This is a genomic window from Nocardia sp. NPDC049526, assembly GCF_044465765.1.
Taxonomy (GTDB): Bacteria; Actinomycetota; Actinomycetes; order Mycobacteriales; family Mycobacteriaceae; genus Nocardia.
This window is the reverse complement of the sequence record NZ_JBITMA010000007.1, coordinates 448644-462419: the sequence shown is the minus strand read 5'-3', so window position 1 is coordinate 462419 and position 13776 is coordinate 448644. Positions and strand designations below refer to the sequence as shown.

Genomic DNA, 13776 nt, shown 5'->3' with positions numbered 1-13776 from the left:
GCGAGACCGATCGCCATGCGCACGGATGCCGGAAAGGCAGTCCACGAGCAGCCGCAAGCACTCCGGTAACACCGCGCTCGGCCCCCGAACCACGATGTGGCGGCATCCTGCCGTCCCCAACCCCCCGGAGTGACCGGATGAACGCGATCGATGAAACCCAGTCCAGGCGTTGGCGTCTGGTCCTCGGCACCGCCGCCGAACAACCCCTCGGTGGCTTGGATTCCGCGGACGACGAGGCCATGGATCGAGCCTTGGGCGCGGTCTACAACACCGACGACCAGACCTCCGGTAAGCGCTCGGCCGGCCTCGGCGGATCCGCGCCGAAGGTAGCCCGCTGGCTCGGCGATATCCGCACCTACTTCCCGTCCACCGTCGTCGAGGTCATGCAGCGCGATGCCGTCGATCGGCTCAATCTGACCCAGCTCCTGCTGGAACCGGAACTACTCGAAGCGGTGGAGCCCGACGTGCACCTGGTCGGCACCCTGCTGAGCCTGAATCGGGTGATGCCCGAAACCACCAAGGCGACAGCGCGAATGGTGGTCGAGAAGGTGGTCCGCGAAATCGAACAGCGCGTTGCCGCACACACCGTCGCGGCGGTATCCGGCGCACTGAACCGTGCCGCCCGAGTCACCCGACCTCGGCTGCGTGATATCGACTGGGACCGCACCATCCGCAAGAATCTCGCCAACTACCTTCCCGAACACCGGACCGTCGTGCCCGAACGCCTGGTCGGATACGGCCGCAAGGCGCAGGCGGTGCGCCGGGATGTCGTCCTCGCCATCGATCAATCCGGTTCGATGGCCTCCAGCGTGGTCTACGCATCGGTCTTCGGCGCGGTCCTGGCCTCGATGCGGTCGCTGAAAACGTCCCTGGTCGTTTTCGATACCGAAGTCGTCGACCTGACCGAACAACTCACCGATCCGGTCGAGGTCCTCTTCGGCACCCAACTCGGCGGCGGCACGGACATCAATCGCGCCATCGCCTATTCCCAATCGCTCATCACCCGCCCCGCCGACACCCTGTTCGTCCTCATCTCCGACCTCTACGAGGGCGGTATCCGCGAAGAGATGCTGCGCCGCGTCAACGCCATGCGGGAATCCGGCGTCCAGGTGGTCGTCCTGCTCGCCCTCTCCGACGACGGCGCTCCTGCCTTCGACCACGACAACGCCGCCGCTCTCGCCGCCCTCGGCATACCGGCCTTCGCCTGCACCCCCGACAAGTTCCCTGACCTGCTTGCCCTCGCCCTCGACCGGGGCGATATCCAAGCCTGGGCCAACCGAAATGCCGGAACCAGCTGACTCAGCGCGTCGGTACCGGCTGCGGGCCCACCGGCCCCATCGCACCCCACGCTGTCGCCGACGCGGGCACCACCAGCGGATGCAGCAGCGCCGACAACCCGAGTAGCACCACCGCGACAATCGCGTCCAGCCAGTAGTGATTGCCGGTCCCGACCACAACCACCGTGGTGAGCACCGGATGTGCCAGCGCCAGCCACCGCCAGGAACTCCGGGTCGCCGCGACCACGGCGAAGGCCAGCAGCAGGGCCCACCCCACGTGCAGCGAGGGCATGGCGGCGAACTGGTTCGATAGCCCGCCGGAATCCGGTGAGCCATAAACGGATTGGCCGTGTATGGCGGCGAGGTCGACAAAACCGTACTCGGGCAGCATGCGCGGCGGTGCGAGCGGCATCAGCACATGCACCACGAGGGCGGCTCCGGTCAATGCCACCATCAGGTTGCGGGTCCAGCGGTAGTGCTCCGGCCGGAAAACCCACAGCCACAACAGCACCCCGACCGCCACCGTGAAATGTGCGGTGGCGTAATAGAAATTGGCCGGTACCGCGAGCAAATCCCGATGCAGGAATACCGCCTGCACCGTGGTCTCCTCCGGCAGACCGAGCTTATCCTCGAGCCCGAGCATTTCCCTGGCATTGCCGAGTGCGTGCACGGTGTCGTCGGCGGTGAACATCCGCCCGACCCGGTAGGCCAGATAGAGCACAGTAATCAATGCGAGCTGCCCGACCGCCTCGCCGCCACGGCCGTGCACCGCCGCCCTCATCTTCTCGGCGATGCCGCCGACCGCGGGCGAAAAACCCACGTTCGGACCACCGAGACCCACCGCCACCATTGCCAGCGGCCTCCTTACCCATCCAACCCCACATGTTAAACGGAGTAACAACCTCCGTTTACCGTAGCATCACTCGTTAGCCAGACTCAGCACACTGTGACCGGACAGACACCGCTCCGATAGGTTTCTCGGCGCACTGGGCCCGCATGCCGCGCCGGGGAGATGCATTCGCGGAGTATGTGATCGACCGGGAATTGGGCCGCGGAGGTATGGGCGCGGTGCGTCGAATTGGCCGAGGCGGCCACGAGTGGCCGAGCGGGCGCACCGCTCGGCACCCGCACCGCCCCCATCGACGACTCCAAGGGCCGCGCTGCTGCCGTCCGCGCCGCACCGTGCGGACTCGACCGCCGCAGGACCATCGAGCAGATCTTCGAATTCGGCTGTGACGCAGTGCAACTCTCACCCACGGCAATTCGAGCGGCTGGCTGCCTGCGGGCACCATGGCCGCGATCATCGCGGGTCTGTCCCAGGGTGCCGATCTCGGTGCCGCACTCGATCTAGCCCGCACCGAACTCACCCGGCACGACAAACACGACGAGACCTCGACCATCCTCGCCACCGCCATCGACCTGGCCGCACGCGGGGGCGGCCGAATGCCCGCGCCGGAGGATATGGAGGGCCTCGGCCTCGGCTGGATCGGCCCGGAAGCCTTGGCCATCGGAGTATTCGCCGCACTCACCGCCGAGAAGGTCGGTGGCACACCGGAACAGATCTTTTGCAACGGAATCCTGTTCGCGGTCAACCATTCCGGCGACAGCGACTCCACCGGAGCCATCTGCGGCAGCAGCTCGGCACCCGCTACGGCCGCCGCGCAATTCCACACGAACGGCGCACCATGCTCGACGCCGGTCCGATCATCGAACGCTTGGCCGCGGACTTCCGTATCGAATTCGGCCCCACTCCGCCGAGCGACGCCTACGGTGCGCCGACGGCGGAGTGGTATGCCGACTATTTTCCGAGGTAGACCTACAGGTCCGCGATGGCGGCCAGTGGTGGGGTGCGGGCGGCACGAATTCCCGGCCACAGCGCGGCGAGAACACCGACCACGGCCGAGCTGATGAGCACCAGCACCAGTTGATTCCACGGGATGGCGATCTCATCTATGCCCAGGTCACGCAGGGTTCGCAGGAAGCCGACACCGAGACCGAGGCCGAGCAGCATCCCGACGATCGCACCGAATACCGCTATCAGCATGGATTCCAGATAGATGGTTCGGCGTACCTGAGCCCGCTGCATGCCGACCGCGCGCAACATGCCGATCTCCCGACGCCGCTCCACCACCGACAGCGCCAGGGTATTGACGATGCCGAGAATCGCGATCACCACCGCCAGCGCGAGCAATCCGTACAGGATGGCGAGCAGCGTATTGATCTGCTTGCCCTGCGCGCCCTTGAACTCCTCCCGATCCTGCACTTGGACCACGACGAACCGCTCGGTCGCATTCTCCAGATCGGTGCGCATCTGAGCCAGATCGGCACCGGGCTCGGCCTTGACGAACATGAACAGGTTGGTCCGGAAGTTGACCGGCATCACCTCGTCGTACATGACCGGCGACACCACCAGCGGGCCGAGCAGCGGCGTCTTCTTGTAGATGCCGACCACCTGGACCGGAATCTTCTTGAACCCCAGGCTCGTCACGCTGACCTGATCGCCGACCTTCCAGCCGCGCTTATCGGCCTCGTCCTGCGACACCATGACATCGTGATCGCCCAGCGTATTGGTGCCCTTGATCATGTCGTAGTTGATGACACTGGCGGGCGAGCCGTCGAATTCGGTGCCGGCCAGCTGCTCATCGCCGACCTTGAATGTGACACCGCGCAAGCCGACCACATCGGCCACCCCGGGCACGGATTTGCGCACGGCGTCACCCGCGCCGAGCGGCACCCCGATCATCTGCGGTCCGGCCAGCACATAGTCGGCCTTCACGCCCTTGTCGACGAGCACGCTCACGCTGGCCTTCGCCGATGCGCCGAGCATGCCGATCGCGGTCACCAGCATCAAACCGAGGGTGAGCGCGAAAGCCGTTGCGGCAGTACGCCGTGGGTTGCGCGCGGCATTATTGCGCGACATCCGGCCGATCGGGCCGAACGGCCGCAGCAGCACCCCGAGACCGCCCACCACCGGCCGCGACAATGCGGGCGCGGCGAGCAGCACCGCGAAAATCAGGCCGAGCGCGCCGATCCCGACCGTCAATGCGGCATGGCCGCCGGTCTTCTGCGCACCGAGCACCACGAGCACCACACCCGCGACGGCCAGCGCAATGCCGAAACCGGTCCGCAGCCGCAGCGATTCACCGGCCGAGGCGAACTCCTCGCGCATGGCCTCCACCGGTGGAATCTTGGCGGCGCGGCGCGCGGGCGCATAGGCGCTGACTACCGTCACCAGCAGCCCGACGAGCAGTCCGACGATCACCGTGCGCGGCAGCACCGTCAACGATCCGGTCGGCAGGCCGAGATCGAACGCATTGAGCAGTGCCGAAAGCCCGAAGGCCAGACCGATGCCGCCCACCAAACCGATTGCGCTGCCGACCAATCCGATGACCAGCGCCTCCGCCACCACGGATCGGCCGACCTGTTGTCGACTCGCGCCGACCGCACGCAGCAGCGCCAGCTCACGCAACCGCTGTGCCACGATCATCGAGAAGGTGTTGTAGATGATGAAGGTGCCGACGATCAGTGCGATCGCACCGAAGGCGAGCAGGAAGTAATTGATGAAGTTGAGCGCGTTGGAGACTTCCTTCTTCAGATCGGCGCGCACCTGATCGCCGTTCTGCACCTTGTAGTCCACCAGCACGTTCGCGATCTTGTCGCGCAAGTCGTCGCCCGGTATGCCGACGGCCGCGATATCGATATAGGCGACATGCGAGCCGTCGGTGAACAGCTGGCGCGCCTGCGCGTCGTCGAACAGCACGCCGATGAATCCGCCGGTGTCCGAAGGGACTTCGTAGATTCCGGTGAGGGTGACGTCGATCGGGTTGCCGTGTGAGGGAACCAGCACCTTGGTCTTGTCACCGACATGCAGACCCGCGCGTTCGGCGCCGCCGGTATTCAGTGCGATTTCGCCCTCGTGCGCGGGCGGGACGCCCTGCACGAACTTATCCGGTTCGGCGACCGCCTTATCCGGCGCAATGTAGGACTGGCCGAAAGTCGGTGCACCACCGGTCTGTACGGCCTTCTTACCGTCCGGATACAGCAGCACCAGCGGTCCGTTGACGCTCGGCGCGACCGCCCGCACCCCGTCCATCTTCGAGATCTGGTCGACCACGCTGAGCGGAATGCCCTGGGCCTGTTGCTTTTGCGGACTCACCCGCACATCGACGCCCTTGGCCTGATTGGCGAAGATCCCGTCGAAGGTCCGCTGGAGAGTATCGGTGAAGACGAAGGAGCCTGCGATGAATGCGGTTCCGAGCACCACCGAGAGCAGGGTCAGTGCCAGTCGCACCTTGTGCGCGGCGAGATTGCGCAAGACCACCTTGCGCATCGGTTTGCCGCTCACGACTGCGCCTCGCTGACGCTCGGCTCCGTCGTGCGCGAAGGCGCGCTGTGTCTATGGTTCACTCGCTGACGCTCGCTCACGACTGCGCCTCGCTGACGCTCGGCTCCGTCGTGCGCGAAGGCGCGCTGTATCTATGGTTCACTCGCTGACGCTCGCTCACGACTGCGCCTCGCTGACGCTCGGCTCCGTCGTGCGCGAAGGCGCGCTGTATCTATGCTCGCTCACTACACCTGCTCCAGCGACTTCATCTTGTCGAGCACCGATTCGGCGGTCGGATCGCGCAACTCGTCGACAATGCGACCGTCCGCGAGGAACACCACCCGGTCCGCATATCCCGCCGCGTGCGGCTCATGGGTGACGATGACGACCGTCTGCCCGAATTCGTCCACCGCCGCGCGCAGGATCGAGAGCACCTCCTCCGAGGCGCGCGAATCGAGATTGCCGGTCGGCTCGTCACCGAAGATGATCTCCGGCTTACCGGCCAGCGCCCGCGCGCACGCCACCCGCTGCTGCTGCCCGCCGGACAGTTCGCTCGGCCGGTGGGTGAGTCGATCGGTGAGCCCGAGCCGCTTGATGACCGTATCCAGCCAATCCTGGTCTGGCTTGCGGCTGGCGATATCCAGCGGCAAGGTGATGTTCTCCTGCGCGGTCAGCGTCGGCACCAGGTTGAATGCCTGGAAGACGAAGCCGATGCGGTCACGCCGCAGCCGGGTCATCTGCTTATCGGAGAGCCCCGCGAGATCGGTATCGCCGATCCGAACGGTGCCGGTGCTGGCGCTGTCCAGGCCGGCCAGGCAGTGCATCAGGGTCGATTTGCCCGATCCGGAGGGCCCCATGATCGCGGTGAACTCCCCCTTCACGAATTCGGCCGAAACCCCGTCCAGTGCCCTGACCTGCATATCTCCGTGGCCGTAGACCTTCACCAGGTCGATGGCGCGGGCCGCGACCGTGGCGGCAGCCGATTTCTCGAGGTCGGCACCTAGGGCTTGCGAAGTCATGGAACCCAGTCTGTCCGGTATCGCGCGCCCGCGCCATCAGGGACCTCCCCCAACTCTCGAGGTCTCAATGAACCCTTAGAACTACGCCGACCGGCCCAGACCGAAGACCGTCGGATCCAGCGCGAGGTCGCGGAAGTAGCGCGCGCCGTCCGGCACCAAGCGCCGTTCGGTCAGATCGAGCAGACCGCCGACGCCGACGATCTCCGCGGAGACCGTCCCATCCGCCTTGCGAATCTCCTGGATGGTCCGGTGGGTCTTGCCATCCCAGGCGAAATCGCAAGTGACAGTGACCTCGTCGCCGACGAAGAGTTCCTGTTTGAATTCGAGCGTCACCTGCAGCGAGATCGGCCCGACCCCGGCTTCCAGCAACTTCTCCTGCGATAAGCCGCCCTCGCGCAGGCAGGCCCAGCGCGCCCGTTCCGCGTATTGCAGATAGACGGCCTGGTTCATATGTCCGTTGCCATCGATGTCCTCGGGCGACACGGTGATCGAAAGCGCGAATCCCATTGGCTCACGGTAGCGGCGGGGTACGACAAGTATCGGCCGCTACCGCCCCGGCCCTCATGCCTTGATGAAGTCGAGGATGTCGGCATTGAGCTGCGCGGCGTGCGAAATCATGATGCCGTGGCCGGTGGCCGGGTATTCCTTGTAGGTATTGCCCGGAATCAGGTCCCTGATCACGCGCCCGCAGAGGTCGATGGGTGCGGAGGCGTCGGCGTCACCGTGGATGACGAGCGTGGGCAGTGTGAGTGCGCGCAACTCGTCACGGAAGTCGGCGTTGTAGATCGTATTCATGATCTCGTCCGCCGCGAGAAGTGAGCAGTCCATGCACTTCTGGACCATCCACGCGATTCGCGCGGAGGACACCTGGTTGCCAAGATGCGTCGCGAAGAATGCCTGGGCGTTCTGCTCCATCCACAGCGGTCGGTCCGCGGCGCGGGCCGCGCCCACCGCATCGAAGACGGCCTTCGGCACACCGTTCGGATTGTCCTCGGCCTGTGCGAAATACGGCATCGTCACCGAGACCAGCGCGACCCGGCTGATCCGATCGCTGCCGTACCGGGTCAGGTACCGGACGATCTCACCGCCCGCCATCGAATGCGCGACCACGATGACCTCGTGCAGATCGAGATGTTCCAGGAATGCGGCCAGATCCGCGGCCAGGGTGTCGTAGTCGTACCCGTGCCCGACCCAGTCGGACTTGCCGTGCCCACGCCGGTCGTAGGACAGGCACCGCAATCCCTCCTTGGACAGCGGCAGCATCTGCAACTCCCACGAAGTACTGCTCAACCAGCCACCGGCGAGGAACAGCACCGGCCGCCCGGAACCCCAGTCCTGGTAGTGCAGCGTGGTGCCGTCGTGCGATTCGAAGTAGGGCATCGGTTTCTCCAATCATCTGGTGCCCCATCATCATTGCGACACCCGATAATGAAGTCGATTACCTGGCGGGTAAGTGCCCTACTTCAGAATCAGCAGCGCCGACTTCTCGATGCGGTCGGCGATCTCGGAGTAGGAGGCGTAGCCCATGCCCGCGCGGACGAGTGCGCCCGCGTAGACGAGTTCGAGGGATTCGACTACGTCCTGGTCGGCGTCGGGGCCGAGGGCGCGCACCAGTCGTTTGCGGATTTCGATGCCGATGCGCGCGCGGAGGTGTGCCACATCGGGATCGCGGCCGAGCAGGGCGCTGGTGACGGCGCCCGAGAGTTCCTGTTCGTCGGCGACGAGCATGGCGATATTGCGGAGTTCGGCGATGACCCGGACGGTGGGGTCCGGGTCGTCGCTGACCGGAGCCGAACTGGCGAACAGGCGGCGCCAGAAGATCTCGGCGACGAGATGTTCCTTCGAGGAGAAGTAGGTATACGCCGTGGCGGTGCCGACGCCGGCCGCCGCGGCGACCATGCGGATGGTCATCCCCGCGAAGCCTTCGCGCGCAAGCACTTCCACCGCGGCCTTGGTCAGCTTGTCGACGGTGTCGGCCTGCTTCTCGGTGAGGCGACGCCGGGTCGCCTCCAGGATGATGGACTCGCCTTCGGACATGTGTCTAGATCCTACTTTGCGGCGGCGCGACCGGCGCGCCGGCCATAGAAGCTGCCGTCACCGAGGGACGCACCGCTGACGTAGCCGCCGGCACAGAGCCCGGAGGTGCAGCGGCCCGCGGCGAACAGGCCGGGAATCGGTTCACCGGAGACGTGCAGCACTCGCGAGTCCAGGTCGGTGCGCAGCCCGCCGAGGGTGAAACCCGCGGTGAATCCCCGCATGTCGAAGGCGGCGAGCGGGGTGCCGATCGGCTTGACCCACTCCGGCTTCTTCCCGAGCAGTGGATCCTTGCCGTCGGCGGCGTGCAGGTTGTAGCAGTCGACGGTGCCCTGCAACGCGCGCTCCGGCAGACCCATATCGGACTCCAACTCCACGACCGTCTCGGCCGCCCAGGTCGGCGGCTGCCGGAAGAACGGCGTGGATGTCACGGTGGCGAGCGCTGCCTCGAGCGACTCCTCGTCGATGACCAGAAACGCTTGGTTGTCCTGCTGGATCAGCGTCGCCTGTCCGATCCGCCCCGGATAGGTGTCCTCCGGGATATAGCGCTGACCACGCCCGTTGACCAGGATGCCGCGCGCCAACAGCTGCGGATCTCCGAAGAACGCCACCTCGGTGGCATCCATGTGCGCCAACTCGGCACCGAGCGCCTGCGCGACCAGAATGCCGATGCCGTCGTGCTCTTCGATGGCGGCGGCGGGCCGCCCGATCAGCCGCGGCGCATAGCCCTCGATCATCTGCTGGTGGTAGGCGAAACTGCCGGTGGCGAGCACGACCCCGCGTTCGGCGCGGATCGCGACCTCCTTGCCGAAGCGCGTCGCGAGGACCCCGACCACCCGATCGGTCTCGTCGATCACCAGCCGCCGGAGCCTGATGTCGTATTCGACGCCGACACCGAGACTTTCGGCGGTATCGGCCAGCGGCTTCATCAGCATGTAGCCGCCGCTCTTGGCGCCGATCTTCTTATTCGCCATTTGCGGAACATGGCCGCGCGGAGCGGGTTTCGCGATCGCATTGAACGGCGCGGCATTCTCGCCGCCGGAGTACATCAGCCCTTCGTCGTGCGGCGGCTCCCAGCCGGGCTCACCCCAGAACTCCTCCTTGAACGGCACCCCGCAGGACACCAGCCAGTTGTAGTGCTCGACGCTGTTCTGGCAGTAGTCCGCGATTTTCGCCCTATCCTGTCCGGGACCCAGCGCGGCCTGTAGGAATGTCTCCATATTCTCCGGCGTGTCCTCGAACCCGAGCGCCTGCTGCAGGGGGGTGCCGCCACCGAGGTAGATGAATCCGCCCGCCATGGCCGCCGCACCGCCCCAGCCGCCGGTGCGCTCCAGGATCAGCACCTCGGCGCCGGCGCGGGCGGCCTCGATGGCGGCGCAGACACCGGCGATGCCGTATCCGGCGACGACGACATCCGCCTCGAAATCCCACGCGGCAATCGCGTCGGCACGCAGCGGCCGGATCTTTGCTGCATCAGACATGTTTCGCGTTCCTCACTTGCTCACGTCTTCGGACGACAGAGACGATTCGGACTCCCCCACCTGTTCGGACTGCTTGCGGGCCGCCTTTTTCTGTTGGGCGACAATCGTTCCCACCAGCAGGTCGAGTTTGGTGCCGGTCGGCCAGCCGACGTAATAGCAGAGGAACAACGCGATCTCGTGCAGCTGCGCCTCGGTCAATTCCGCATTGCGCAGCGCGGCGCCGATCTGGATACCCGCCGTATCCATCGCTCCCTGGGCGGCGAGCGCACCGAGCAGGATCAGTCGGCGGTCCCGAATGGTAAGCCCAGGGCGCGACCAGATTTCGGCGAAGAGATGATCGGCCGTCACGGCGAAATGGTCGCTGGGGTAGTCCTGGAACTCGGTGCCGTAGACCTCGGCCATCTTGGCCAGCCCGCGCTGACGCACCGAATCAGATCCATTGTCACTCATGAGTTTCCCTTTCCTTCGGCACGCCGAGCCCCGGCCCGAGGCGGTCGAGAGCCAGTTCCGCCAGCGGCAGTTCGACGCCGAGTCGCGCGCCGAGATCCAGGGCCAGGCTCAGATCCTTTTCGCCGAGATCGCGCACGTGGCTCAGGATCGGCAGCCAGAAATCATTCGGTTCGATCGGCGCGGTGCGGTCGCGCAGCATGATCGCGCCGGGGCCGCCGGTGACTGCGTCCGAGTGCCGGACGACGTTGCCCAGCACGGTGATATCCAGATCCGCGGCCTCGGCGAGCCGCTGCGCCTCGGTCGCCGCGGTGAATGCGATGAAGTGCAAGAGGTTGCGCGCCAACTTCATTCGGGTGCCCGCGCCGACCGGTCCGGCATGGACGACCAGATCGGCGAAACAGCCGAAGGGTCCACGCACCCGCTCGAATGCCGTATCACTGCCGCCGACCATGACCGCGAGTTTGCCGCGCGTGGCCCCGGCCGCACCACCGCTGATCGGCGCGTCCACCAATTCGACGCCGTACTCGGCACATTCGCCCGCCAATTCTTCGGCGGTCCGGTCACTGATGGTGGAGTGCACGGCGATAACCGTGCCCGGGGCGGCCGTCCGCAACAGCCCGTCCGGTCCGGTGACCACCGCCCGCACCTGTGCGTCGTCCAGTACGGTCACCGAAATGACGGCTGCCTTCTCGGCGATTTCCGCGGCCGAAACGGCCGATGCCGCACCGGCTTCGGTGAGCGGCTGCACGGCATCGGGGCGCATATCGCAGACGGTGAGTCCGCCGGGCCAGGACAGCAGGCTCTTGGCCATCGGTGCGCCCATATTGCCCAAACCGATGAACCCGACCGGCAATTCGTTACTCATGACCGGAATACTTGTCCGCCGTCGACATTGAAGATCTGCCCGGTGACCCAGCCGGCCTCGTCCGAGAGCAGATACAGGCAGGCGCCGACCAGGTCATCCGGTGTTCCCATTCGCTTGAGCGGCAACCGTTTCACCATATCGTCGACGATGACGCTCGGTGTCACGGTTTTGGTGGCTTCGGTATCGATGGGCCCGGGCGCGATGGCATTGATGCGGATCTTGGAACCGCCGAGTTCGAAGGCGAGCTGCTGGGTCAGGCCGTTGATGCCGACCTTGGCCAAGCCGTAGAAGCTGGAGTAGGTCCATGCGGCGGTGGAGGATTGGTTGACGATCGATCCGCCGCCCGCCTTGACCATGTGCTGCCACACCGCGCGGGTCATATTCAGCGCACCGTCCATATTCACGCTCATGAACTTCTTGTAGTAGTCCCACGGCACGCTGAGCAGCAGGTTGAGTTTCATCTCGCCGTAGATGGCGGCATTGTTCACCAGGTGGTCGATCGCCCCGAATTCGCGGACGGTCAATTCGGCGAGGGCGGTGGCCGATTCCGGATCGGCCACATCGACCTCGCCGAAGACGGCGCTGCCGCCACCGGCGGTGATCTCGGCCGCGACGGCCTTACCACGTTCGGCATTCAGGTCGGCGACAACGACATTGGCGCCTTCGTTCGCCAGCGCCTTGGCGTATGTCGCGCCGATACCTTGGGCCGCGCCGGTGACGATGGCGGTCTTTCCCGGGAATCGAGTCATGAAATCAGCTCCTTGCAGCTGTAATTGGTCTATCCGGCGGTCGCGACGAGCTTGGTTTCCAGGTATTCCTCGAATCCGGCGAGGCCCATTTCCCGGCCGATGCCGGATTGTTTGTAGCCGCCGAACGGCGCGTCGGCCGAGTACCAGATGCCGCCGTTGACGCCGATCGTGCCGGTGCGAACGCCATCGGTGACGTGCCGAATTCGGTCCGGGTCGGTGCCCCATACCGAGCCGGAGAGTCCGTACGGGGAGTCGTTGGCGATCCGGATGGCATCGTCGTCGCCGTCATGCGGGATCACCACGAGCACGGGTCCGAAGATCTCCTCGCGGGCGACCGTCGCCGTATTCGGCACATCCGCGATCAATGTCGGTTCGATGAAGTACCCGCGCTCGCGGCCCGCCGGCCGGCCGCCGCCGACCACGATCCGGCCGCCCTCGGCGCGCGCGATCTCCAGATACCGTTCCACCCTGGCCCGCTGGCGCTCGGAGATCAGCGGTCCACAGACAGTGCGCGCATCGGCCGGATCACCAGGAACGATGCCCGACAGGGTGGCCGCCGCGGCCTGGATCGCTTCGTCGTATGCGGCGCGCGGCACCAGCAGCCGGGTCGTGAGGGCACACCCCTGTCCCGCGTGCACGGCCACCGAAAACGCCGCCACCGAACAGGCTCCCGCGATATTCGCATCGTCGAGCACGATGAATGCCGATTTGCCACCGAGTTCGAGAAAAGTCTTCTTCAAAGTTGTAGCCGCGCCGGTCATTACCGATCTACCGGTCTGCGTCGAACCGGTGAAGCTGATCAGGTCGACGCGCGGATCGGTGGTGAGCTGCGCGCCGAGACCGTGATCGGTGGAGGTCACGATATTGACGACGCCGGGCGGAATATCGGTCTGCTCGGCAATGATCGCGCCGACGGCCGCCGCACACCACGGGGTATCCGGTGCGGGCTTGAGCACCACGGTATTTCCGGCGGCGAGCGCGGGACCCAGTTTGGCGAAATTGATCTGGTGCGGGAAGTTCCACGGCGTAATTGCCCCGACCACGCCGACCGCCTCGCGGCGCAGCACCCGATGGCTCTTGATACCCATGGGCGTCGCGGTGCCGAGATCGGTTTCCCAGCTGTAGGTTTCGGCCAGCGATGCCGAATACGAAAGATCGGCGACCGGGCCTTCCAATTGCGGCCCCCTGGTCAGCATGGTCGGTGCGCCCGCCTCGGCGACGGTGATCTCGCGCAGCTCGTCGACATTGGCCTGCAATGCGGTGCGCAACTGTTCGAGGCAGCGGGCACGGAAGGTGTGGTCGCGCGACCAGTCGGTGTCGTCGAATGCGGTGCGGGCGGCCGCGATGGCCGCGTCCATATCCGCGCCGTTCGCATTCGCGGCCTGACCGATGACCGCTTCGGTCGCCGGGTTCACTGTGGCGAAGACGCCGTCCCCACCGGCGACCAGTTTGCCGCCGATCAGCAGGCGCGAACCGTCGGCGGGCAGGAGGCTGCGCCCACCCGTCGCCCGACCATCGCCCCCCATCGAATCACTGCGCGATGCTGCATTCATAAAGGCTCCGATACTGTCTGGACA

The 13776-nt window shown here is 65.8% G+C and carries 13 protein-coding genes and 1 pseudogene; 3 read left to right on the top strand and 11 right to left on the bottom strand.

All coding sequences use genetic code 11. The features are described 5' to 3' along the window. Positions 1–137: 137 nt before the first annotated feature. Positions 138–1298: a VWA domain-containing protein gene (locus ACIBW7_RS24170; protein ID WP_397049822.1), complete on the top strand. Its 1161-nt coding sequence runs from the start codon at positions 138–140 to the stop codon at positions 1296–1298. 1 nt (position 1299) lies between these two features. Here ACIBW7_RS24170 and ACIBW7_RS24165 read toward each other — a convergent pair whose 3' ends face one another. Further along, positions 1300–2127 (bottom strand): phosphatase PAP2 family protein, encoded by an 828-nt coding sequence (locus ACIBW7_RS24165; RefSeq protein ID WP_397049820.1) that lies wholly within the window; start codon positions 2125–2127, stop codon positions 1300–1302. Between the two features lie 440 nt (positions 2128–2567). Here ACIBW7_RS24165 and ACIBW7_RS24160 point away from each other — a divergent pair. Continuing rightward, positions 2568–2852: pseudogene (locus ACIBW7_RS24160) on the top strand (ADP-ribosylglycohydrolase family protein); the annotation flags it as partial. 110 nt (positions 2853–2962) lie between these two features. Beyond that, positions 2963–3091: a hypothetical protein gene (locus tag ACIBW7_RS24155; RefSeq protein WP_397050012.1), complete on the top strand. Its 129-nt coding sequence runs from the start codon at positions 2963–2965 to the stop codon at positions 3089–3091. Between the two features lie 2 nt (positions 3092–3093). On the opposite strand, the gene ACIBW7_RS24150 is transcribed toward ACIBW7_RS24155, so the two are convergent. The 10 genes from ACIBW7_RS24150 to ACIBW7_RS24105 form a co-directional block, all read right to left on the bottom strand. Next, complete coding sequence (locus tag ACIBW7_RS24150; protein WP_397049991.1) at positions 3094–5607, bottom strand: ABC transporter permease; 2514 nt, start codon at positions 5605–5607, stop codon at positions 3094–3096. A gap of 239 nt (positions 5608–5846) precedes the next feature. After that, positions 5847–6620: an ABC transporter ATP-binding protein gene (locus ACIBW7_RS24145; protein ID WP_397049818.1), complete on the bottom strand. Its 774-nt coding sequence runs from the start codon at positions 6618–6620 to the stop codon at positions 5847–5849. A gap of 81 nt (positions 6621–6701) precedes the next feature. Then, complete coding sequence (locus ACIBW7_RS24140) at positions 6702–7127, bottom strand: acyl-CoA thioesterase (protein ID WP_397049815.1); 426 nt, start codon at positions 7125–7127, stop codon at positions 6702–6704. A 54-nt stretch (positions 7128–7181) separates the two neighbouring features. Beyond that, a complete protein-coding gene (locus tag ACIBW7_RS24135) occupies positions 7182–8000 on the bottom strand; it encodes an alpha/beta fold hydrolase (RefSeq protein WP_397049813.1) in 819 nt (272 codons plus the stop codon). 78 nt (positions 8001–8078) lie between these two features. Next, positions 8079–8657 carry a TetR/AcrR family transcriptional regulator gene (locus tag ACIBW7_RS24130; protein ID WP_397049810.1) on the bottom strand — a complete coding sequence of 193 codons (579 nt, stop codon included), beginning with the start codon at positions 8655–8657 and terminating at the stop codon, positions 8079–8081. Between the two features lie 11 nt (positions 8658–8668). Then, positions 8669–10135, bottom strand: coding sequence for an FAD-dependent oxidoreductase (locus tag ACIBW7_RS24125; RefSeq protein WP_397049808.1), 1467 nt, complete (start codon positions 10133–10135; stop codon positions 8669–8671). 12 nt (positions 10136–10147) lie between these two features. Continuing rightward, the gene (locus ACIBW7_RS24120; RefSeq protein ID WP_397049806.1) at positions 10148–10585 is read right to left on the bottom strand and encodes a carboxymuconolactone decarboxylase family protein; all 438 of its coding nucleotides are present in this window, start codon (positions 10583–10585) and stop codon (positions 10148–10150) included. Continuing rightward, a complete protein-coding gene (locus ACIBW7_RS24115) occupies positions 10578–11450 on the bottom strand; it encodes an NAD(P)-dependent oxidoreductase (protein WP_397049804.1) in 873 nt (290 codons plus the stop codon). The genes ACIBW7_RS24120 and ACIBW7_RS24115 overlap by 8 nt, the downstream gene beginning before the upstream one ends. Continuing rightward, complete coding sequence (locus ACIBW7_RS24110; RefSeq protein ID WP_397049802.1) at positions 11447–12199, bottom strand: SDR family oxidoreductase; 753 nt, start codon at positions 12197–12199, stop codon at positions 11447–11449. Before ACIBW7_RS24110 ends, ACIBW7_RS24115 begins: the two co-directional genes overlap by 4 nt. Positions 12200–12228: 29 nt before the next feature. Further along, positions 12229–13725 (bottom strand): aldehyde dehydrogenase, encoded by a 1497-nt coding sequence (locus ACIBW7_RS24105; RefSeq protein ID WP_397049988.1) that lies wholly within the window; start codon positions 13723–13725, stop codon positions 12229–12231. Between the last annotated feature and the right edge of the window lie 51 nt (positions 13726–13776).